This is a genomic window from Tautonia rosea (genome assembly GCF_012958305.1).
Classification (GTDB): Bacteria; Planctomycetota; Planctomycetia; order Isosphaerales; family Isosphaeraceae; genus Tautonia; species Tautonia rosea.
The window spans coordinates 1-22,739 of sequence record NZ_JABBYO010000028.1 but is presented as its reverse complement, the minus strand read 5'-3'; the positions used below and the strand labels follow the sequence as shown (position 1 = coordinate 22,739).

Annotated in this window: 18 protein-coding genes and 1 pseudogene; 8 read left to right on the top strand and 11 right to left on the bottom strand. The window is 57.2% G+C overall.

Annotation, left to right across the window (positions count from 1 at the left end):
• Nucleotides 1-431 precede the first annotated feature (431 nt).
• The 3 genes from HG800_RS26115 to HG800_RS26105 all read right to left on the bottom strand — a co-directional run bounded on the left by HG800_RS26115 (nucleotide 432) and on the right by HG800_RS26105 (nucleotide 2,851).
• A complete protein-coding gene (locus HG800_RS26115) occupies nucleotides 432-797 on the bottom strand; it encodes a hypothetical protein (RefSeq protein ID WP_169981185.1) in 366 nt (121 codons plus the stop codon).
• 133 nt (nucleotides 798-930) lie between these two features.
• On the bottom strand, nucleotides 931-1,788 hold the full coding sequence (locus HG800_RS26110; protein WP_169981184.1) for a DUF72 domain-containing protein: 858 nt from the start codon (nucleotides 1,786-1,788) through the stop codon (nucleotides 931-933).
• Nucleotides 1,789-1,903: 115 nt separating this feature from the next.
• Entirely contained in the window at nucleotides 1,904-2,851 is a 948-nt protein-coding gene (locus tag HG800_RS26105; RefSeq protein ID WP_169981183.1) for a CAP domain-containing protein, read from the bottom strand.
• A 312-nt stretch (nucleotides 2,852-3,163) separates the two neighbouring features.
• Here HG800_RS26105 and thiS point away from each other — a divergent pair, with 312 nt between their 5' ends.
• From thiS to HG800_RS26075, 6 genes are all read left to right on the top strand, one after another.
• The gene (gene thiS / locus HG800_RS26100; RefSeq protein WP_390622667.1) at nucleotides 3,164-4,192 is read left to right on the top strand and encodes a sulfur carrier protein ThiS; all 1,029 of its coding nucleotides are present in this window, start codon (nucleotides 3,164-3,166) and stop codon (nucleotides 4,190-4,192) included.
• A gap of 632 nt (nucleotides 4,193-4,824) precedes the next feature.
• Nucleotides 4,825-6,816, top strand: coding sequence for an ATP-dependent DNA helicase (locus HG800_RS26095; RefSeq protein ID WP_206352473.1), 1,992 nt, complete (start codon nucleotides 4,825-4,827; stop codon nucleotides 6,814-6,816).
• 177 nt (nucleotides 6,817-6,993) lie between these two features.
• Nucleotides 6,994-7,773 carry an imidazole glycerol phosphate synthase subunit HisF gene (gene hisF, locus HG800_RS26090; protein WP_169981181.1) on the top strand — a complete coding sequence of 260 codons (780 nt, stop codon included), beginning with the start codon at nucleotides 6,994-6,996 and terminating at the stop codon, nucleotides 7,771-7,773.
• 140 nt (nucleotides 7,774-7,913) lie between these two features.
• The gene (locus HG800_RS26085; RefSeq protein WP_169981180.1) at nucleotides 7,914-9,077 is read left to right on the top strand and encodes a type IV pilus twitching motility protein PilT; all 1,164 of its coding nucleotides are present in this window, start codon (nucleotides 7,914-7,916) and stop codon (nucleotides 9,075-9,077) included.
• A 108-nt stretch (nucleotides 9,078-9,185) separates the two neighbouring features.
• Nucleotides 9,186-10,925 (top strand): GspE/PulE family protein, encoded by a 1,740-nt coding sequence (locus tag HG800_RS26080; RefSeq protein ID WP_169981179.1) that lies wholly within the window; start codon nucleotides 9,186-9,188, stop codon nucleotides 10,923-10,925.
• 66 nt (nucleotides 10,926-10,991) lie between these two features.
• Nucleotides 10,992-11,765, top strand: coding sequence for a hypothetical protein (locus HG800_RS26075; protein ID WP_169981177.1), 774 nt, complete (start codon nucleotides 10,992-10,994; stop codon nucleotides 11,763-11,765).
• A 17-nt stretch (nucleotides 11,766-11,782) separates the two neighbouring features.
• Here HG800_RS26075 and HG800_RS28560 read toward each other — a convergent pair.
• Nucleotides 11,783-12,545, bottom strand: a pseudogene (locus tag HG800_RS28560) (IS5 family transposase).
• Between the two features lie 79 nt (nucleotides 12,546-12,624).
• Nucleotides 12,625-13,917 (bottom strand): tetratricopeptide repeat protein, encoded by a 1,293-nt coding sequence (locus HG800_RS26065; protein ID WP_169981175.1) that lies wholly within the window; start codon nucleotides 13,915-13,917, stop codon nucleotides 12,625-12,627.
• Nucleotides 13,918-14,730: 813 nt separating this feature from the next.
• Between HG800_RS26065 and HG800_RS26060 the strand changes: the two genes are divergently transcribed.
• Nucleotides 14,731-16,272 carry a DUF1570 domain-containing protein gene (locus tag HG800_RS26060; RefSeq protein ID WP_169981173.1) on the top strand — a complete coding sequence of 514 codons (1,542 nt, stop codon included), beginning with the start codon at nucleotides 14,731-14,733 and terminating at the stop codon, nucleotides 16,270-16,272.
• 136 nt (nucleotides 16,273-16,408) lie between these two features.
• Here the strand turns inward: HG800_RS26060 and rpsR are convergent, their stop codons facing one another.
• The 3 genes from rpsR to HG800_RS26045 form a co-directional block, all read right to left on the bottom strand.
• The gene (gene rpsR / locus HG800_RS26055) at nucleotides 16,409-16,651 is read right to left on the bottom strand and encodes a 30S ribosomal protein S18 (RefSeq protein WP_169981172.1); all 243 of its coding nucleotides are present in this window, start codon (nucleotides 16,649-16,651) and stop codon (nucleotides 16,409-16,411) included.
• Nucleotides 16,652-16,810: 159 nt separating this feature from the next.
• On the bottom strand, nucleotides 16,811-17,194 hold the full coding sequence (locus tag HG800_RS26050) for a hypothetical protein (protein ID WP_169981170.1): 384 nt from the start codon (nucleotides 17,192-17,194) through the stop codon (nucleotides 16,811-16,813).
• 185 nt (nucleotides 17,195-17,379) lie between these two features.
• Nucleotides 17,380-17,682 (bottom strand): hypothetical protein, encoded by a 303-nt coding sequence (locus tag HG800_RS26045; RefSeq protein WP_169981168.1) that lies wholly within the window; start codon nucleotides 17,680-17,682, stop codon nucleotides 17,380-17,382.
• 475 nt (nucleotides 17,683-18,157) lie between these two features.
• Here HG800_RS26045 and der point away from each other — a divergent pair, with 475 nt between their 5' ends.
• Complete coding sequence (der, locus tag HG800_RS26040; protein ID WP_169981166.1) at nucleotides 18,158-19,636, top strand: ribosome biogenesis GTPase Der; 1,479 nt, start codon at nucleotides 18,158-18,160, stop codon at nucleotides 19,634-19,636.
• Between the two features lie 137 nt (nucleotides 19,637-19,773).
• Here the strand turns inward: der and HG800_RS26035 are convergent, their stop codons facing one another.
• From HG800_RS26035 to HG800_RS26025, 3 genes are all read right to left on the bottom strand, one after another.
• Nucleotides 19,774-20,430: an RNA polymerase sigma factor gene (locus HG800_RS26035; RefSeq protein WP_315852114.1), complete on the bottom strand. Its 657-nt coding sequence runs from the start codon at nucleotides 20,428-20,430 to the stop codon at nucleotides 19,774-19,776.
• A gap of 481 nt (nucleotides 20,431-20,911) precedes the next feature.
• On the bottom strand, nucleotides 20,912-21,400 hold the full coding sequence (locus tag HG800_RS26030; RefSeq protein WP_169981164.1) for a hypothetical protein: 489 nt from the start codon (nucleotides 21,398-21,400) through the stop codon (nucleotides 20,912-20,914).
• A gap of 467 nt (nucleotides 21,401-21,867) precedes the next feature.
• Entirely contained in the window at nucleotides 21,868-22,593 is a 726-nt protein-coding gene (locus tag HG800_RS26025; protein ID WP_169981162.1) for a hypothetical protein, read from the bottom strand.
• Nucleotides 22,594-22,739: the final 146 nt, after the last annotated feature.

The following is a 22,739-nucleotide window of genomic DNA, read 5'->3' as shown; positions in this document are numbered from 1 at the left end:
AGCCTCGGCGATGCAAAAACACCCTCGCTGCGAAGGCTGGCGGTAGCCCAACGAGGTCGGAATCGAGTACCCCAAACATACGATGGTTGGTATGAAAATGCGGAACCATCAGTCACGAGGGTTTCCCCCCCTCCCTCTCCCCATTACGTAACGATTGAAATCGAAGATGGGCAGCCATCCCCGAATCGTCGAGTCATGGGAGATTCAATCCAGGACCGAATGGTCGTTGAACGGCCTGAGACGTGAGTGTCACACTCTGAACCGGGTGGGATTCTCAAGAGTTATCGTCATCGGATTCCGGATTGACCAGGGAGAGTTTAGAAACGACAGAAAGAAGACCTTCGAATCGTTCTGAACCGTCTTCTTCGGATTTGGTACCGATTGTGAAATCCGTTACCAACATTCAGCCTGTCGATCACGTTCGAGCCCGTTCATTGAGGGCCCTCATTGGCGTTGACCTGGCTCGCTTCTCGATCAAGGAGATACTTCCTGGCTCCGGATCGGAGTTGCTGGTGTGATCGCCAGGCCGCACTGATCACTGTTCCCGCAGGGACCAGGCTCACGAGCAATCCGAACCAGGGGGCTCCGAACACAGTGAACAAAACCAGGACCATTCCTGCGACCATCATGGTGACGACGGAGAGCGCAATCGTAGCTCGTCGGTAGCGATCGATTTGTTCCTCGATCGGTTCCGCCTCAAGCCGGAGTCGAGGAAGCCGGCGTTGCCAATCGCGCTTGCGCGCGGGCCAGTCTGGGCTTGATAGATCCGATCGGGCATCTGAAGCAGGGGCAGTCATTGCTCAACAAACCGCCTCTCGGGTTGTTCGGGTGTCTCGAACGACTGAAATCATGAGGCGATCGACGATTGGTGTGGAAAACCGGATCGTTCTCGTGCTCGATCCAGGATTTCGTGTTCGATGACCGATCACCTCAATCAAAGAGGGTCCATTTCGGCCGGTCGGGAGGTGAGGGCTCAGGAAGTTCCAGAAAGCGTCGAAGCTGTCGAACTGTCTCTGGAGAATGACCCGCGTAGTGGTTGTTTGCAAAGACGAAGACGGGAGCGTGCTGGCTCAAGCTCTGGATCACGTTCGCCGTCTCGGCCAGTTCCGCCGAGCGATCCAGAACGATCCGGTCCCAGGTCGTAGTCATTCGTTCGATCCCCTGCCGATCGCCCAAAAGGCGAATAAAAGCGAAGGGGCCGGTCAATGGATCGAGTTGATCTGCCACCTCACGCGGGGTTGGCATCCAGGACTGCTCAGTAAGCGTTAAGACCGCACCGTGAGTGGCAAGCACGCTGGCCAGATCGCTGTTGATCCATCGAGCGTTGCGCACCTCAACCGCCACAGGAACTTGCCCTGAAGGCCATCGGGCGAGAAATCGATCGAGCACTTGTAAGAATTCCGATTGGGTTCCAAAGGCCGAGCGATTGAAATAACCCATTTGCAGCAAGACGCAACTTAACTTTTCACCCAATCCGATGGCGGCAGAAACAAAGACCTCGACCTCTTCCTCGCAGTCTTTCAGGAGCTTTTCGTGGGTGATTGAGCGAGGGACCTTCAAGGCAAACCGAAAGTCTTTGGGAGTGCGATCATCCCAGGAGCGGATCAGACCTGGTGTGGGAGGTCGGTAGAAAGTGGAATCGACCTCAACAATCGGAAATCGATCGGCGTAGTAAGTAAGCGCTTCATTGGAGTGGAGGCCGTGAGGATAGAAGACTCCTTCCCAGTCGGGATAGCTCCATCCACAACAACCGATCAGGATCGGGTTTGGTGTCGTCGTGGTGTTCATCCTTCCATGATAGGCAGGGTGTGGAGCCTAGAGAAGTGCTCTACGATCCGGGTCACGGAGGAATCGACGTCTCGGCGGCAACTGACTGAGTTCGAGTGGGGATTGGGCGCGTGTGTCACGCCGCCGGTCGACCGAAGACCTGCACGTAGTAGGGTTGCCCCATCGCGTTTCGAGCAATCGCAACACCGATCTCTGTGTATTCCGATGAGAGCAAGTTTCGTCGATGACCGTCCGAGCCGAGCCAACCTTCCACGGCGTCAGACGCTGAGAGATAGTTGAAGGCGAGATTTTCCGCGAGGGCTGAGAAGACATAACCGACCACTCGAGCCCGATCGGCCAAAGTGGGTGTCTCGGACTCAGGCAGGACATGGGCGATTCGGTTCAATCGTGCCATGCTTTCCGCCTGTATTCGACTGGCCTGCTGGAGCGACTCGCTGACCATCAACGATGGTAACCCAACCTGGGCTCTGGCCTGATTGGTCATTGAAACGATCGCCCACTCATCAAGTGTAAGCGCAATCGACGAGGGCGACGAGTCCGAAAGGGGAAACTGAGAGGCATGTCCGTAACCCTGGTGGGAACTGAAGTTCGAATCGAAGGGATCGCCAGACGCAGGCAGCGCGGCGGGAACTCCGTTGATCACGTTCCACCCGGGTCCACCGTCGATGACGTCTGCAAGGCCACGGCCTTCAATCACATCGTTCCCAGCTCCGCCGATGATCGTGTCGTTGGCTGAACTGCCAAGAAGCGTATCGTTCCCTTCACCCCCATCGATCCAAACGGAGATCAGGGGGAGCCCTCGATCGTGGATCGTCACGAGGTCGTCGCCCGCCTTGGCATTGACGGCCACCAGATCAAAACGTGTGGAAGGGAACCACCTGGGTATTCCGGCGACCCGAACCACAGGAATGGTCTGAGCCCCCAGGCGAAACGGCCGAATGGTCACGTCGATCTCGTCGTTTTGATCGGTTCCGACGACGAAGAGAACCCGATCCTGAATCATGGCCGTTGGGACCGAAGAAAGAAGGAGGCGATCATCGAGCGCTTCCAGCCGGGGATGCATCTTTCGGCGTCGTTCGCGATGAGACACGGGGCCCCCTTGGAAATCCGACGAGAGCGAGTTCCATTCCTGAGTCCGTTTCGGATGTCACGGAGAGCGACACCATCTCGGACTCGACGACCGCTCCCAAAATGCCGGAAAGATGCGAGATCATCCCCGGTCTGTCAACTGGATCGTCACCAGACGTGTTTGATCCGCAGAAAACCGGGCTGGCTTGACCATCGCTTTCACCTTCCCTACGATGGACAGATGTTGACGCAAATCCCGGCCAATGCGGCCGATCCGACGACCGAGCTATTCCGAGGGTCGCCTGACGTGACCATCATTCTCAACGGCGAAGAACGTACGTTTTCTGGACCGATCAGCGTGGCCGAGGTCCTCAAACATCTTGAGGTTCGACCTGAATTTGTGGCCGTCGAGGTGAATCGCGTGCTCGTGCCGCGGGCTCGCCATGCCGAGGCCGTCCTGGGCGAGGGGGACGAGGTTGAGGTCGTGACGCTCGTCGGTGGGGGCTCACCGGATACCGAGTCGTTTGGTCCCGATGTTCTGACGATCGGCTCGCACCGATTTCGGAGCCGCCTGTTTGTCGGAACCGGCAAGTACGCAACGCTTGAGCTGATGCGGGAATGCCTCAATGCAAGCGGGTCAGAAGTGGTTACCGTCGCCGTCCGTCGCGAACGTCTGTTTGACAAGGAAGGTCGGAATCTCCTCGATTACCTCGACCCGGCTCGGTACACGATCCTTCCCAATACTGCTGGGTGTTTCAATGCCGAGGAAGCCTTGCGGACGGCTAGGCTCGGGCGTGAGTTGCTCGAAGGACTTGGGAACCCTGGTGCCGACTGGGTGAAACTTGAAGTGCTCGCCGACCCGAGGACCCTGCTGCCCGATCCCGTCGCCACCCTTCAGACAACCGAGGTCCTGGTCAAGGACGGCTTCACGGTCCTCTGCTATTCGAGCGACGACCCGGTGATGGCTCGACACCTGAAGGCCGCTGGAGCGGCATCTGTGATGCCTGCCGGAAGTCCAATCGGTAGTGGTCAGGGGGTGCTCAATCCGAACAACATCCGGATCATTCTCGAGGATCTCAAGGGAGACGACCCCGATTATCCGGTGATCATCGATGCCGGTGTCGGCACCGCGAGCGACGTGGCGATCGCCATGGAACTCGGCTGTGACGGCGTTTTGCTGAATACCGGGATCGCCTCGGCCTCCGATCCCCTTAGGATGGCCCACGCCATGCGCCTTGCCTGCGAGGCAGGCCGCCTTGCGAGTGCGGCGGGTCGGATTCCGAAGAAGCTGTATGCGACTGCGTCGAGTCCGACGGAGGGGATGATCCGCCGGTGAGCGATCCGGAAACGGCAGCTTCAGTCCTCCGAGGGTCAACCCAACATGGGCGATCATGAAACCCCTACCCTGCCGAGTTGCGAGCGTGGGTAGCGGGAGGGCCAACTCCATCGGTTCATGTGTCGCTGGGAATATTGCCCGGTCTGCGAACGCTCATTCATCGAATCCTGCGAGTGCGTGTACGACATGCTCGGATTAAGAAGACGATCGTTTTCTCCGAAGACAGGGCAATTCTCGGAGCGAACTTCTCGCGAGGGTCTCACGGTCGATGAGGAGCATCAATGGCTCGAATGCTGCAGCGTACGAGGTCGAATTCCGTTTCTTTACGCACCCCAACTCTGCGCCCGCTGCGGCTCGCATGCCCCTGCGATCTTCATGTTCCAGGACCTCGTTTAGGAAGACTCTGCGGGGCCGACGTTCCGAAATGCATTGATCTGTAAGCCCTGTTTTCGGGAGATCAAGGCCGCAGTTGACGCCTCGCAGGAGCGGCAATAATGGGTCCGCGACGACCGGACGATCCTCGAATTCATCGACGTCTTCCACTGTAGCAATCGGGAGACGCTGATGCGGTTGGAACCGCGGAAGTTCGCCCCGAGGAACTGACGCCCCTGCCCGATCAAGGACGGTCCCTCATGGATCACCTCGTACTCGACCCTACTCCGATCCTTGGCCCCGGCGGAGCTGTGAGCCGGCGGATGCCGGGGTACGAGGTTCGCCCGGAGCAGCTTGCGATGGCCGAGGCTGTGGCCAGGGCGATCAGTGAGGGAGGCCATCTTCTCGTGGAGGCCGGCACTGGGGTCGGCAAGAGCTTCGCATACCTTGTGCCGAGTATCATGGCGGCAGCCGAGGGAGGGAAGAAGGTCGTTGTCTCGACCCACACGATTAGCCTCCAGGAGCAACTGCTTCAAAAGGACTTGCCCTTTCTCCGAGCGGTTATGCCGAGCGAGTTTACGGCGACCCTGGTCAAAGGACGTTCGAACTACGTCAGCCTACGCCGACTGGAGTCGGTCGGCGCTCGAGCCTTGGCAACCTTTCAGCATCCAGACGAGTTCGACCAGTACAGCAGCTTGAAGTCCTGGGTGAGGGAGACCGAGGACGGAAGCCGTTCGGATCTCGATTTCCGGCCGCTCCCAGCTGTCTGGGACGCGGTGGCCAGTGAGAACGGCAACTGCCTCGGCAAGCGCTGCCCTCGATTCCAGGACTGCTTCTATTTCAAGGCCCGACGCCGGATGCGGACGGCCAACATTCTCGTCGTCAATCACGCCCTGTTTTTCAGTGATTTGGCCCTCCGAGCTGAAGGGTTCGGACTGCTTCCGGATTACGACGTGGTCGTTTTCGATGAAGCCCATACGCTCGAAGCGATCGCGGGAGATCATCTCGGGCTTCGGATTACGTCCGGTCAGGTTGAGTATCTGCTCGGGAGGCTTTACAACGAACGAACGCGCAAAGGGTTGCTGGCTCACTCCGACCTTGATGAGGCAATTGATGCCACCCGACCAGCGCGGATTGCCTCCTCGGCCTTCTTTGCCGCGATCATGCGATGGAGAGAGTCCGAAGGCCAGCCAAACGGTCGGCTGCGTCGCCCGATTGGGCTTCGGTCGGAACTTCCCGAATCACTCAAACGACTGGCAAGTGTGATTATCGAGGGTTCCAAGGAGATCGAAGACGAGGGCCAGCGGTTGGAACTGACCGCCGTTGGTGACCGTTGCGATTTGACAGCCATTAGCATTGAGCGGTGGCTGGACCAATCGGAGCCGGACGGGGTGTACTGGGTCGACCTTGAAGGCCCCCCCCAGAGGCGCCGGGTTACACTTTCGGCGGCCCCGATTGAGGTGGGCCCTGTGCTGAACCGGCTCCTCTTTCAGGAGGTGCCAACCTGCATTCTTGCCTCGGCGACGCTCTGCTCTGGATCACCACCCGACTTCCGATTCATCCGAACCCGTCTGGGACTGAGTCGTGGTCAATCACTTCAGCTTGGCAGTCCCTTCGAGTACCGGGAGCAGGCGCGCCTTCATCTGGTTCGGAACATTCCCGACCCATCCGATGATCCGAGCGGGTTCGAACAGGCCTGTCTTCGAGCAATTCCTACCTATCTCGAACTGACGGGAGGCCGGGCGTTCGTCCTTTTTACCTCGTACCGCTTCATGCAAACGGCCGCACAAGCTCTGCTTCCCTGGTTCATCGAACGGAATATCCCGCTGTATTCCCAAAGTGATGGTTTACCCCGATCGAAAATGATCGAGTCGTTCCGTGCCAATCTCGGGAGCGTCTTGTTCGGCACCGACAGTTTCTGGCAAGGGGTGGACGTTCCTGGGGAAGCCCTTGCGAATGTGATCATTACCAAGCTTCCGTTCAGCGTCCCCGAACGGCCGTTGCTGGAAGCGAGGCTAGAAGCAATCCGAGCGAGAGGTGGCAATCCGTTTCTGGAGCATCAGGTTCCGGAGGCGGTCTTGAAGCTGAAACAAGGGTTCGGACGATTGATCCGCTCTCGAAGCGATCAAGGAATTGTGGTCATTCTCGATCCTCGCGTACTGACGAAACCCTACGGCCGAGCATTTCTTGATGGTCTTCCCGAGTGCCCGCGGTCCATTGACACCCTGTCTCTAAATTCCAGAGGGCGATGATCGAGTCGCCAATGCACGAATCGCCCTGACCCCCATCAGAGAGAGTCTCTCGATCGATCCTCTAGGATGAGCCGGGTTTGAGGGGTACAATTTGTCCATTCAGGGCCGATTCTGCGTGTTCTACTCACCTGACCTTAGGCCCCATCCTGCGTGATCGCCTTCTCGGATCGTCCCCCTATGCTCGCCAAGCGGATTATTCCCTGTCTCGACGTCAACGCGGGCCGTGTTGTCAAGGGCACGAATTTCTTGAATCTTCGGGATGCCGGAGATCCAGTTGAGGTCGCTGCTCGCTACGATGCCGAGGGGGCAGACGAACTTGTGTTCCTTGATATCACTGCGAGTCACGAAGGTCGAGGAATCATTCTCGACGTGGTCCGTCGCACGGCGGAAGTCTGCTTCATGCCGCTGACCGTCGGTGGCGGTATTCGGACGCTTGAGGATATCCGAGCGTTGCTTAATGCTGGTGCGGACAAGGTCTCGATCAACTCGACCGCAGTTCGTGATCCCGAGTTTGTTCGTCGTGCCGCTCGGCGCTTTGGGAGCCAGTGTATTGTCGTCAATATCGACCCCAAGCGTGTGCAGCGGGACGATCAGGAGGTCTGGGAGGTGCACATCAATGGTGGTCGCATTCCGACCGGGCTTGAAGCGGTTTCCTGGGCTCGGGAGGTCGAGCGGCTTGGGGCTGGAGAGATCGTACTTACCAGCATGGATGCCGACGGCACAAAGAACGGGTATGATCTCCCCATGACTCGCGCAGTAAGTGATGCGGTGACGATTCCGGTTGTTGCCTCGGGCGGGGCCGGGCATCCAGAGCATCTACGAGCCGCCCTGGTTGAAGGCGGAGCCGATGCCGCCCTTGCCGCCAGCATTTTCCATTATCGAGAGTTTACGATCGCCGAGACCAAAGCGTATCTTGCAAGCCATCACGTTTCCGTCCGAGATCGGGTTGAGGTGTGACGGCTGAACGCTCATCGCAGTGGCCTTGGCCAGGTTCTGGCCCGTTGATCCTCTCTCTTAGTCTCGTGAACCCGTTCGCCCGATCGATTTCTGTGATTCCCTGATCGAGTCGCCCGGTCCAACGTTCCAGGAGTACCACCATGGCCACCGGTATCGATGCCCAGACGATCGAGCCCGTCAATCCCAGCGAGCCGGAAGCCAACAAGCTGTTCCGGATGGTGATGAAGCATAAGGGTTCCGACCTCCACTTGAAGGTCGGGGTCTCCCCTGCAATGCGACTCACCGGTGTGCTTCGACAGATGCAACTACCACCGCTCAGCACGGCGGACATGGAGCGGCTCATGTTCCCGTTGCTCACGGCTCGGCAAAAGACGATTCTCGAAGAAGAAGGCGGGGTCGACTTTGCCCATATTGTGACGGACCCGGATGGACTGGAGACCCGGTTCCGCGTGAATCTCTTTCGACAACGAGGCAAGCTCAGCCTGGTTGCCCGACGGGTCAATAATCAGGTTCCCGACTTCGAGGGACTCGGCCTGCCCCCGGTTTTGGCTGACATTGCCAGCCACGACCAGGGGATCGTGATTCTTGCGGGGGTCACCGGTTCGGGGAAATCGACGACGATCGCTTCCATGCTGGAGTACGTCAACGCACGCGAACGCTGCAATATTGTGACGATCGAGGATCCGATCGAGTTTACGTTCGTCGACAAAAAATCGATCGTTCACCAGCGAGAGGTCGGTATCGACGTCATCGACTGGGATACGGCATTGAAGCATGCCGTGCGACAGGACCCGGATATTATCTTGGTTGGTGAGATGCGAGACCGCGAGACGTTCAACGCGGCCATGCACGCGGCGGAAACAGGCCACCTTGTGTTTGGTACGATTCACGCCTCTTCGGCACCCTCAACGGTCGGCCGAATTCTCGACCTGTTCCCGAGAGATATGCACCCGGCTCTCAGACAGTCAATGGCCTTTAACCTTCAGGCCATCATTGCGCAGAAACTCTTGCCGACAGCCAAGGACTGGGCGGAAAAGACGGGGCAGACCCGGATCCCAACGTGCGAGATCATGCGCACCAGTCCGACCGTGAGGAAGCTGATCCTTAATGAGGAAGACGGTAAACTCGGTGATGCGATCCGGATCGGCAAAGAGGATGGGATGCAAGACTTTACCGAAAGTCTCAAGCAACTTGTTCAGGCCGAAAAGGTGGAACGAGCAACCGCCTTCGAAGTCGCTCCCAGTCCCGAGGCGTTGAAGATGGCGCTGAAGGGAATTACCATCGCGCAGCCTGGTATTCTTTGAGACGCGGTCTCGGGGGGGACCTCGTTGTTCGAGGTTCCCCTTGTCACCACTCGTGATTCGATTCTGTTCTCAGTATTCCATGTCCTTCGCCGCTTCGGAGTTTCACTCATGATCCGCCCGCGCCTGGTCCTGGCGATGATTGCCCTGGCGCTCTTCGGTCTCGTCAACGGGGCTGAGGCAGCCGAATTGCCAGGGTTGCTTCTGGCCCAGTCCGCGGCCATCAACTCGCTCCGAGGTTCCGGTCTGTACCTTAACCTCTTCAAGTTTGTACCCGTTGTCCTGATCTACCTGGCCTGGGTCAAGACGGTGGACTGGGTCGATGATGACACCCGCGAGTTGCAGAACATCCGGTTCGAAATGTGGAACTCGCTGGTCTTCTTCAGCGGGATCCTGGGATTTCTGCTTGTCTGGATTATTCCCTTTTATCCGATCGGCCTGGTTCTGCTCCTGATCGCCTATTTGGCACCATCACTGACATATGCCTACTCAAGGAATCAGACAGTTCCCGATGACGAGAAGGTGCTGACGCCGTATCACTTTGGTGAACTGATCAATGGATTGCTGAAGCGTCGGATCTTCAACGTTGAGCAAGGAACCGACTATCACGGTGGTCCGCCGATCAGCTTCATGGGCAAGTCTTCCACCGGCAAGGTTGACGAGGATCGTGTGGCCAGGGCCGAAGGCTCGCCACAATTCATCGGGGCCAAGGAACTCGTCTACGACGCCATTCTTCGACGGGCGACCGACATTCACCTGGAGCCGAGTCCTGATCAGTTGGCCGTACGCTACCGGATCGACGGCATCATGCACGCCGCCGAGCCGTTTGATCGCCCGACCGGTGATGCAGTGATCAACATCTTCAAGGTCCTCTGCGCCATGGATATCTCCGAGAAGCGAAAGCCGCAGGACGGCTCCTTCGCGGCGAAGTTCGAGGGGCGAGAGATCGATTTTCGTGTCGCGACCTCTGGTTCCAAAGCCGGAGAGAAACTCGTGATGCGAATCCTGGATAACGCCGCATCGGTTGGACGGCTCGAAGAGGTCGGCATGCGGCCGAAAATGGTGGCCTCGATCCGTGAGATCGTGAACCAACCCCACGGGATGTTCCTCTGCTGTGGGCCAACAGGCTCAGGGAAAAGTACGACCCTTTACGCCTGTCTTCGAGAGATCGACCGCTTTCAGAAGAACATCATCACGGTTGAAGACCCGGTCGAGTATCACATCGACAACGTAACGCAGATCGAAATCAACACGAAGGCCGGGCAGACGTTTGCCCAACAATTGCGATCGATTCTTCGTCAGGACCCTGACGTGATCATGATCGGCGAAGTGCGAGATCAAGAAACCGCAACAATCGCCTGTCAAGCGGCGACGACGGGCCACATGGTCTTCTCCACTGTCCACGCCAACGACACGGTGACGGCCCTCTTCCGAATGCTTGACCTGGGGGTCGAACCCTTCATGATCGCCAACTCGATCACGGCCATTCTGGGTCAGCGGCTCGTCCGACTGCTTTGCGAAACGTGCAAGGAACCCTATAAACCCAAAGCTGAGTTCCTGAAGAAGGCAAATCTTCCACCTGACAAGGTGGATGTTTTCTACCGTCCTCCCAAGGAACCCGAGCAAGTATGCCCGATGTGTGGCGGCACCGGATACATGGGTCGAACCGGTATTTTCGAACTCCTACTCATCACCGACCCCATGCGTGAGCTGATTCGGGAGAATCCCTCGGTCAAGGCCATCAAGGACGAGGCTCGGAAGAACGGGATGATCTACCTGACCGAAGATGGTTTACGGCAGGTGATCCAGGGACGTACTTCGATCGAAGAACTCATGCGAGTGGTCAAATAATTCGGCGCGTTAGACCACCTTCTCCAATTCCCGCCTCGCTGCGAGGTCCGAAGGGGACTTTACAGGATGGAAATCGTCGTACACCTCGGCATCGTGGTCGTGGTACTTGGATTGACCTACACCGTCATGAGCGAAGGTCTCTGGGGTGCCGCGCTTGTTTTTTTCAACGTACTTTTTGCAAGCGTCATCGCCTTCAACTTCTATCAACCGCTTGCAACACTAATCACGGAAAATGCGGGATCGTGGTCCTACGGGTATGCGGATCTTGTGTGTCTTCTGGTCCTGTTCCTGGTGACGTTTGTGGTCCTTCGAGTCACAACCGATTCTCTGGGGCCGACGATGATTCGGTTCCCAATGCCGGTCTTTCACGCCGGTCGAATCGTATTCGGACTTGCCGCCGCAACAGTCGCCACGTCGTTCATGATCTTGGTCTTTCACACCGCACCGGTTGACAAGAAAATATTCAATGTGGTCGGTTTCGAAACCCGTCCTCCATTCGGCATGGGCTTCGATCACCGCTATCTCGCCTTCTTTCAGCATACGACCGGCTACCCCTTTTCGACGTACGACGAAACGGCGATGGATCCTTTCGGTGAGTTTGAGAATAAGCGAGTCTTTGATCCCGAGGGCCGGTGGCTGATCGACCAGGAAGATGCTCGACCTTTCGGCGACGGATGGCGTGAGGAAATGGCCTCGCAGGGCGGAACGGAAACCTCTCCTTCCAGCACCTCACCGGGTGGAGAGTTTCAACCTGGCATGCCGGGCGCTGGCGGCCCTGGGATTCCCGGAGGAACGGCGGGAGCTGCCTCTGGACTCGCTCCGACAAATCCGGGTTTCTGAGAGGCAGGCACTAGGTTCTACTGACAATCAGGCCAGGAGGACCATGACGGACGCCAACTGGCAAATGCCAGGTAGTTGCGTGCGGTCTTCTCGTAGCGGGTCGCCACGCGGCGGCACTCCTTCAGTCGGCCGACGAGCCGCTCCACCTGGTTCCGCTCTCGGGCAAAGGTGTTTGTCATACGGCCGGGGCTCGCGTCGGTTGGACCGCGAGGGGATCACTGCCGTCGCCCCGGCCGCCTCGATCGTCGCCACGAGGGGGGCCGCTGTCATACCCCTTATCCGCGATGACATGCTCGCATTTGAGTCCATCGATCAGGGCTCTCACCTGGGACATGTCATGTGCCTGGCCGCTGGTGAGGATCAGCCGAACCGGGTTGCCCAACGCGTCGGCAGTCAGGTGCAGCTTCGTCGTCAGGCCGCCCCGGGACCAGCCGAAAGCCTGTTCACCGCTCTTGTTCGGGCGCCGGCGGCATGGCGGGGGGCGCGGACCGAGGTGGAATCGATGAGCAGGTTTTCCAGGTCAGCGTCGCCGCCGAGGGCCTCCATGATCCGGGCCCAGGTCCCCGTCTTTGCCCAGCGGTTGAACCGCTGGAAGACCGTGTCGTGCTTGCCAAAGCGGGCCCGCAGATCGGACCTGGGGGCACCGGTGCGGGCGACCCAGAGCACGGCGTCGAGGAAGAGCTTGTTGTCCTTGGCGGTGGCTCCGGGGTCGCCGGGCTTCCCGGGCAAGATGTGGGCGATGCGTCGGAATCGTTCGTCGTCCATCTCGAAACGGCGCATCGGAGGCCTCCTTGGGGTCGATCGGGTTACCCAGTCAATCACAGATCGCCCAGACTCCGCAAGTGATTGTCAGTAGAACCTAATCGATTTCGTTGTCCTCAGTCTCTATGTCGCGAACTTGGGTGGGTTCGCCCCCGATCCGAGCAAGTGCTCGCTGAGCATCCTTGTGAAAGGGGTCGGTCCGGATTGCGTTCTGATACCAGGTCCGAGCTTGAGGGATAAATCCGATCGTCTCACAGATTCTACCGAGTTCCAGATACCGATCGGCTCCAGGATTTCCATCGAATGAAGGCAACTCATTCAATAGATTGTTGAGTGCGTTGACCTGATTCAACCGCTCAACAATCTCTAATGCCTCTCCTTGCATTCCTGCTTGATTTAAGGCCTGTGTCAGGCCTGAAAGAGCCTCTCGATCATTAGGCCTGAGGGCGAGGGCAGATCGATACGATTCTACTGCGGCATCCGGATCACGGAACTGGAGAGCCAGTTTTCCTCGAAGGAGTTCAATGCCCGCATGATTGTCGGGCCCATCGGCCAGTAACGCTCGAAGGGTCGGTACATCTCCTCGTTCCAACGCTAGACGACCGAGCGCGGCTCTGGCATCCGGTAGCGAGGGATCGAGCGGGGAGAGAACAGCCTCTGCGTCGTGGAATCGTGTCATTTCAAGCAACGCATCGGCCAGGGCAATCCGAGAACGGTCATCCTTCGGATCTGCTTCAACTGCACGGGAGAGGGTTTCGACGATCTCTTCGGTCGACCACTGTACTCCCCGAATTAACGACCAGATAAATGCCTCGTTTGCAGTCAGTGGACCGAGTTGAGATAGGCGACGAAAGGTCTCGTCGATTTCCTCTGACTGCTTCCGGAAGCCGTAGATATAGATCAACTCACGATAGGCTTGTGTGAGTCTTGGATCGAGTTCGATGGCCTGGAGGAACTTCCCTTCTGCGATCTTCATTCGATCGCGCCGTAATTCGAGTTGTCCAGCAAGTAGCGCAGCCTGGGGGCGGAGAGGGCTCGAATTGGGAAGTTCGTCGAGAATTGACAGCGCGTCTTCGGTACGATCTTGAGCGATCGCGACCTGCGCGAGAAGCATTAGATCCGCGTCGGTCGGCGGCCTGAGTTGGGAGAGCCGTTTCGCGGCAAGATCTGCCTCAGGGATGCGACCGGCTTTCAGACTCTGCTGAGCTTCTTGCCAGAGTTGGTCGGGGTCGGGACGAGGCGTGACGAGAAGAACAAGACCAAACAGCCCGAGTAACAACCCTCCTCCAAGCAGGAGGAGACGCTTTTTCCACCCCGGGTGAATCGATTCATTCCCTTGACGACCGGGAGGATGAGGAACGGTTCTGCGGGGATTTAGGTGAGGGCTCATGGTCCTCGATCGGAAGCGATCGGCTCTGGCCAAAGAAGATCCGAGAGGACGTGAGATTCACGGTCCATCGGGAAGAGATCATTGAGCCAGGCGCGACTGACTCTCTCAGGAAGTTGAACAGAGGGGATTTCGTTTATTTCATTGTCCCAAGCCCACGATTCATGGGCAAGGGCGAGTACCGATCAAGGTAACTGCTTAAGTTCGAGCAATTCGAAGTTTGGAGGCTGTTCCCCTCCTGGACGAAGTGGACCAGCTGTGAGTCGATAAGTCGCCATCTTGTTCGTTTGGGTCTCGAGAACAAACAAGGGAGCCCAGCCAGTTCCAGTTCCCAGGCCGAGCTGACCGACCGTCATCGCGAATCGAGGTGTCGCCCCACGAGGAGGCTGAAAGTCAGCAACCAGGTCCCGAACCGCGAAATCACCTAGAACCTGTGTGCCCAAAACAGTTTGTCGATAAGTGGGAATGGTCGCCAGCAGTCTGCCACCAGAATAGTCGAGATAATAAACTGCGTCCGTAGTAAAGAGTTGCTTTGTGACGCGATCCATCTCGACCGAGACTGGTCCAGTGGCGAGGATGGAGTCACCCGAGCGATCCCCCTGACCCGCTCGAACGCTCGGGGTAGAATACGATGCCGCGATCCAGCCTACGACAAGGCCTCCGAGCATCCCAATCACGCAAGGCACGAGGGATCGTATCGCCATGCTACCTGCCCTTCAGCGTTCGAATCGGTCTGTGGTCATGACAAGGCATTGTGCGACGATCCTGTTGGTTGGTCTAGCCAAGAATCTGTCGTTTCCTCGACGATGGTTAGGGATGATGGTCTTTCTCTTCCCTGAATTCGGAATTCTCGGTCCAAGCGGTGCCACATCGAGCACGATTGGAAAGCCTGATCGTCTCGAGACTCATGTCGAGAGCCTTGAAATCCGTACTGCCGAGTTCGCCGCTCTGGAACAGCTTGCAAAACACTTGGAGGAGGAAGGGGAAACCTCAACGGCGCAGGTCATCAGGACTATGATCGAGCCGGCCCCTCTGCCCAATGGGCCAAGGCGATTCGTCCCTCTGCCCGAAATCGTTACCAAAGCGACCAATAATCACGAATCTCCAAGCAATCTCCCCGAAGTCATTGCCATTCGAGAGAAGGCCGCACAGCAATACGTAGAACTTGCCGACCAAGCCTTCAAGGAAGGTCGACTGGCCCTCGCCGATGCGAGCCTTCGAGAAGTGCTTCACCGAAGACCTGACGATCCCGAAGCCCGTCGACTGCTCGGATTCGTGCCGCATGAAGACGGCTGGGCCACTCCCCACGCGGTTTTGCGTCTTCAGAATGGGGACATTCCCCATCCAACCTATGGATGGATTCCGGCTGATTGGGTTCCGAACCTTGAACAGGGACTACTTCCCGCGCCGTCCCGTCAAGGACGGGCGGCGTTACAATGGGTGCCCACTGAGGAGGCTGACGCGGCTCGGCTGGGTTCCATCACTAGTGGATGGCAGATCACTACCCCCCACTTCAAAATCCAGGCGAGCGTTCCTCTAGAGGAGGGGATCGACTTTGGACGACGTCTCGAGGCGTTTTATGACCTTTTCACCTCGGTAGCGGCGGATCTGATTGGTCCCGAACGACTTCAGCTCGCCCAATTGAAGCGGTCTTCGACGGCGACGGCTCCACCAAATGCTCCGCGTCAACACCGAGTCTATTACTTCGGCACAAAAAAACAGTATGTTGACTACCTCTCCCCTCGGCTCAGAGATCCTGGAATACAGGACACGTTGGGAATTTATCTCGACACCCAAAAGAGCAGCTACTTTTTCAAAGACGAAGGCGGACTTCTTCCCGTCGAGGCCACGCTCTACCATGAGGTTTCCCACCAACTCCTGTTTGAATTGGCGGGTCCTTCAGATTATCTCTTGAACGCGGGCAATTTCTGGGTTTTCGAAGGTCTGGGAACCTACTTCGAAACACTGGAATCACAACCTGATGGATCAATTCGTTACGGTGGCCGCGTCGGCCCCCGCTTTGAGGAAGCCCATCGTCGCCACGTTGAACGAGACGAGTTGATCCCGATCAGCCGGTTCGTCACTCTCGATCGAGCGACCTTCAATGGGAGCAACGGTGGTGATCCGCATCTGCACTATGCACAGGCGATCGCCCTGACTGTGTTCCTGATGGATCACGATCACGGCCTCTACCGTGAAGCTTTTCTCCGATATGCGCGCGATGCCTATCGCGGTCGGCTTCGAGGTGGGGCGGAGAAAAGTCTCTCAACGCATCTTGATCGTGAGTATCATGAGCTCGATTTTGGATTCCAGGAATTTGTTGCCCAGCCAATTGGTCCCGAAAGGGTTCAGCATTAATCGAACCTAATCGATCGAACGGGCTCGCAATCAAAAAAATCGACGCCCTTACCTACTTCGATGACGATAGGTCAGGACGTCGAACAGGATTACTGAACGGACAGTTCAGCGAAAAACCCGTGAGGGCTGGATGCCCTTATTCACCCACATACGGCAGCAAGGCCATATAGCGTGCCCGCTTGATGGCTTCGGCGGTGGCACGCTGGAAGGCTGCGCAGTTTCCGCTCCGCTTGCGAGAGAACATCTTGCTCTGGTTTGTGAGCATCTTCTTCAGCAAGCTCATATCTTTGTAGTCGACGTAAGCCGGCCGAGGGCAACCCTCAGGGGTGCAAAAACGGCAACGATTCTTGCGGCTTCGTCCGAAGCGTTTACGAGGCATTGAGGTTGCGTCCTCTGACGTCGAAACCGGGAAGTCGATCCAAGCCCTTCATCGCAGGTGCTGGGGTAAACCACAAAGCTTATCGTCCGAAGCGTCTCGCTTCAAGATCAAGGCACGAGGCCGAGCGCAACCTGGATGACTCAATACTGAACACGACACCTAGAAAAGGGTCTTGCTAAGCAAGATCAAGGCGATCCATGCCAAGGGCCACGTCGTAATGAGCAAGAAAGCGACCTGATCGGTCCAGTTTTTGGCCTGAAGTCTGGCCTCGGTACGCCTCGGACCGATTCCACGAAGAAGCAGTGCGGCGAAGATCGGAAGAACGCCAAGGAGAGGATGGACTGCCATCCGGCTCGGGACAACCACGGCGGTGAGAACAAGCCAATACGACCCGATCAGCAGCCAGGCGACCTGGGCCCAACTGAGCTGGCGGGCAGTATCATTCAATCCTCTCCGATCGATCAGCAACAGGACTGGGCCTGCCATGGCCAGACCAAGCCAAAGGTGGAGTAAACCTACCACGATCAACACTTCAGGTGTCATGGATCGGCTAGTCGGCCAGAGCGATCTGATCAGGAGCGCTGCCGTTCCAAAGCCCAAGATGAGACCGATCAGATCGATCAGTCGAGGACCTCGGGGATGTTCGTCTCGAGTAGAATCATTCGGTGTGTTGGACACCCGGTCCCTTTTCTTCGATGACCCTGGACGGGATCAAGGGGCAATTATTCTCAAGTCGGCGTACCTATCACCACCATTGCCAGGGCGTATTGTAGCGGCCAGGCGATTGCTAGGGTCAGGCCAATCCGGTGTGTCCAGCTTCTCGATTTTTCTTGGTCTTCGTCAATGGATTCGGAAGGCACCATCACCCATCGGGCCCAGACGATCGCCAGGGTCACCAGGGTGGCGAAGCCGAGCCCCGCGACGAGCGTCACTTCGTACAGCTGTACGGAAAAGTCACGCTTCCCCTTGTCTCTTGAACCAGCCACAATCTGAGGGAGAGCGGCCAGAACCCAGGGCGTTCCCAGAAGCACCCAGAGCCATTCTCCAAGCCTTTGTGGTGTAACCGGACGATGGAATACTCTTCGAATCAAGGTGATAAACGGCCCGGAGGCTGTCAACGCAACGCCCGCAAACGTCATCCAAATCAAGACCCAACCGGTTCCAGTGAGAGATCCGGGCGGTGCCGCCTGCTTGAGATGGACCGCAGCGATTGCTGCGCCGATGACCAAAGCGATTCCATCGAGCAGCGTTAAGCCTGCTCCGATCCTCGTAGGTCGCTTGATCGATCCCTCCGAATGGTCTTTCATGCCAGATCGGGGCTCCCGAACGTTGTCCAGTTCGAGCAAGCCGGTTTAGAATAATTGGGTCCCTCAAGGGTTCCCAGCTTGGACACAGGAAATCGGCTCCGGACCGTCAATTTTCTGTTTATCTTATCTCTATTGAAGAGGATCGCCCTTCGTCTGAGACCACGTTCACGCGTGATCTCGGTACGGGGACGTCATCGCCATGCCCCTGCCCCGTGTCGTCATTGTCGGTCGACCCAATGTAGGCAAGTCATCGCTCCTGAACTGGATCGCGGGGCGACGGATCGCCATTGTCGACGATGTTGCTGGCGTGACTCGAGATCGCGTTGCCACGCTCGCCGAACTTCCTCAAGGCCGAACCAGCCGCTTCATTGAGTTGATCGACACCGGAGGAGTGGGGATCGTTGATCGCGACGACCTTAGTGAGCATGTGGAACGCCAGATCGAAACGGCACTCGGCGAGGCGGATGTTGTTCTGTTTGTCGTCGACGTACGAGATGGGATGATGCCACTTGACGAGGAGGTCGCCCGACGACTCCGCTACGTCCAGGCTCCAGTCATTCTAGCACTGAACAAAGCTGATGACCCAAAATTTGATGCTCAGGGCCAAGAATTCTATAAGCTTGGCCGTGGCAAGCCGATCCCGATATCAACGCATCAAAATCGAAACAAGTATGAGCTAATTTCGCTCATTCTCGACGCACTTCCACCGGAAGAGGATGGGGCAAGGGTTTCTTCCGAGGCCATGAAGGTGGCCGTCGTAGGTCGGCCAAACACAGGCAAATCCACATTCATCAACACACTCGCTCACGCCGAACGAATGATTGTTTCCGAAATCCCGGGGACAACTCGTGACTCGGTTGACGTTCGCTTCGAGCTTGATGGACTACCGTTCGTCGCCATCGACACCGCCGGGGTTCGCAGGAAGGCGAAAATTCGTGACGATTTAGACTTTTACTCGATTCATCGAGCCGAACGTTCCATCAGACGGGCCGACATCGTCTTCTTGTTTATTGATCCGACACAGGGTGTGACCCGGCTCGACAAACAACTCGCTGACTATATCGCAAAACAATACAAGCCATGCGTCATTGTCATCAATAAATGGGATCTCATCCTTGCCGACCTCACTGGCCCGGCCAGAGGAGAAACAGGTCGTTATGCCACGATGGTTCAGCACGCTTTCAAGGGAATGGCCTACGCTCCTATTGCGTTCATCACGGCACAGACGGGCAAGAATGTCAAGGCGTTGATCAACCTGGCGCAGGCCATGTATAAGCGAGCTCATCGCCGAATTGGAACGGGTACGCTCAATCGAATTCTTCGAGAGGCGGTGACTGCCCATGCTCCACCAGTGCGAGAGAACCGAGTCCCAAAGATTTTCTTCGCCACGCAAGTTGGTGTGGCTCCGCCCACCATTGTCCTCTTCGTCAATCGCCCTGGCCTCTTTGATCCGACCTATCAGCGCTATCTCCTCAGTGTTTTCCGTGAGCAACTTCCCTTTAACGACGTTCCCATCAAACTCTATCTTCGAGCACGAACGCAAACCGACCCCTCGAAGCCCCGCCTTGAGGAAGAAGAGCCCCCGGACATCACCGCTCGTCCATCCTCTCACGAGTTTGAAGTGGATGAGTTAGACGACGAGATTAACGAGCTACTCGGGGAATTTGAAAACGACTAACTCAATCTTTCCTCAATCTGGTGCCCCTTCCCCGATCCCTTTGTTCATCGATTCGGGGAGGAGTGATGTTCTGAAGCATAAATCGAAACTCAGCCCCCGATCGCTCGTGGGAACGACCGAGGGGCTGCAAAGCGGCATTAGCAAGTCGCGAGAAGAGGGGCAGACTCCTCCGCTTCAACACAATCAGAATGATCAGTCCATTCCTCGGGGTCGACGGCAGCTGCCCGAAGCTGAGCTTTGAGTCGCTTTCGAGCGGTGTGCAACCGACGCTTGATCGTACCGATCGGTACGTCAAGTTCCTCGGCAATCTCGATAAGCGAGAGTTCCCGGATGTAGAAGGCCACAAGGGCTTCACGGTCCAGTGACTTCAGTTGATTCAAGGCTTCCCAGAGTCTTCGGGCTCGCTCCTGAGTGATGAGTTCGTCGAGAGGCTCGTGACGATGAACTGCCGTGCCGTCGAGGACCTCATCCTCGATGCTTGCTGGAGGGACGCGTCGGGTGGCCCGATTGATCGCCATCCGAACGGTCACCTGACGCAGCCAGCCCGCGAACCGCTCGGGCTCGCGCAACTGATCGAGGCGTCCCATCACATGCAAGAAGACTTCCTGCGTGAGTTCCATCGCCTCGCTGGCATTTCCAAGTCGGCTCAGAGCGACCGCGTAAACGGTGCGCTGATACTGCTCGACCAGCTGGCCGAACGCCTCACGATCCCCGTCCCGAGCTCGAATCACTAGAGCCGCGGTGCTCGACCAATGGTTGGTAAGAACCTGCTCCTGAGATATCAACGCGATCACGATGGTGTCTTCCCATCCTCCAGAGTGTCACCTACTCTCCCGGGGCCTCCTGGTTTACTTAAGAGGGGCGCAGGGCGAACAGGCGGCGTCAAGCAGTCCACAGATGCGGCTTGGCCCAGGCTGACCTATCCTGAGCGACTCTCGACCGATTCGGAACTCATTCACGACGAGACGTACGTGAGTTGAGTACGAGGTCGAAGAGTAGCTCTGAGATCAAACCTCAGGACCCTCCGGACCTGACGGAGACAGTTCGGGCACGAGGCAATCCGGCTCAGGTCACACCGATCCGAGCTATGCTCAAACGGCAGAATGAGTCGGGGCCAAGCGCGGGCCAACCACCCGCTCGGCACTCATTGATCGACGTACTTCGAGAGGCATGGCAACGAGATCCAGCCCCAGAAAACCATGGGGCAGAAATGATCGAATTGCAAGCACAGTTCGATACGACGATTCGGTCAATGAGCTGGCCGGGGGTTGGCGTTCACCCCCCCATCAGGGCAGGCCTCGTGAATGCAGCCTGTGCCATGAAGGGAGTGCGGTCGATGACAGTCGCCATAGTGTCCAAGACGGAAGTGAACACGATCGCAACAGGATTGCCTGTTAACGGACCGGGTTGGACGACACGTCGTTCGGAAACGACACGCCTTACACATCCTCTGAGACGCGATGACAACTGGAACAGCGACCACAAACTCGAACGTCGCGACCGACCAGAAGCTGGCCAGCCTTCGCCGAGTTGTGAACCCGGAATCCTCTTGCAGCAATGAATCCGAATGGGTTCGAATCCCTTGAAACTGAAAGGCATTCCGGCGAACGGAAATGGCCCGAAATGGAGGTGGGAGCGTTTGTGGCAGCAAGGGTCATACGCCTGCGCCATGTTGACATCCACCACCAGGGCGAGCGACCGCGTGCCGATGGTCAGCAGGGTCTGCGTGGCCGATTGGATCAGGTTGGTGTGATTGGTCAACATCGCAGGAGTCCTCACAGCCACCTCAACGAGGTGGAAACGGTGGTGAGGCGACATTCAGATCGGCGGTAACTTGACCGCCGTCGGAGGACCGAACCGATCGCGAAAAAGGCTCGGCCGTCGCAGGAGAAAACATTCCTCGAACAGATACGGACGTAATGAAAACCAACACGATTAGCCCGGGTCATCTCGGCGGAAACCGCTTCGAAGACACCGAAGCCTTATGGAACGTGTGATATTCGCGGACTGCGAATCCGAGTCATCACACGCGACCATAGACTGGTTTCACTTCGAAGATGTTCGCGCCTCTCCGAAAAAAATTTCGGAAACAGGGATTATCAGGCCTCCCTTATCGCTCTCGTAACTATTGCGAACCCCGCGACAGGCTGTCAACTCAGACTCGCAACCAGAGCTCATTCGCTGAAATTACTGGTTCATTGCGGAGCAGTCGGGTGGAGACAATAGACCGCTTACTCCTTTCCCCATCTGCCCACAAAACCGGCACGTCCGACCCCGACTCGACCAGGCAAGAATCGTTCGGCAAACTCGACCATGCGATCCCGGTAGGAAAGTTCAAGCGAGCGCGGGTCAACGGCTGCCATGGCTGCGGGCAGAGACGTTCTTCGGGTACGAGCTCCCTGGGTTGAGCCATCTCCACCAATGAAATGGTCGAGCACCACAGCGTTTGCCGACACGGCGATCCTTTTGAAAAACCTTTCTGGATCGCGAATCGGAAGTAACGGGGCGACAGTAATCACAACCCAGAGGCCTGATTGCTTCAATGTCAATGCGGCGTCGAAATGCCGATAAATGGGACTCCCATGTCCAGGAAGTCCGGGCAAACGGTCCATGTCGGTTTCGATCGAAAGATGAACTCGCACCTCACATAGTTGCAACAGACGAGACAGTTGCGAACTGTAATTTTGCACCAGATGCGAATGAGTTTGGACAACGAGCAGGTCCGGCGGGTTTGATTCCATCGCGGAAAGAACTGCCCCGGTGATTCCAAGTCGGACTTCCTGAGGAGGGAATGGCTCGGTTGCGCTGGAAAGGAAAATCCCAAAGCGATCATGTTCGCGTCTGGCCCATCGGCGTTCACGACCGACCGTGTTGAGGTAGCGTTCGGCCGCATTGGTACGAGCTTCAAGAAACGAACCCCACGGTTTTCCTTTGAGTAGATGACGGGAATGTTGCACGTAGCACCCCACACCACACAGGGTTGCCCCAAACGAACAGCCTCGGTAGGGCTGCAACGAGTGTGAAGCGATTCCATTTAGGTACCCAGTGGTTCGTGTGAGAATGGATTGGACAAGGCTCGGTTCCACGTTCATAGCAGGACGAG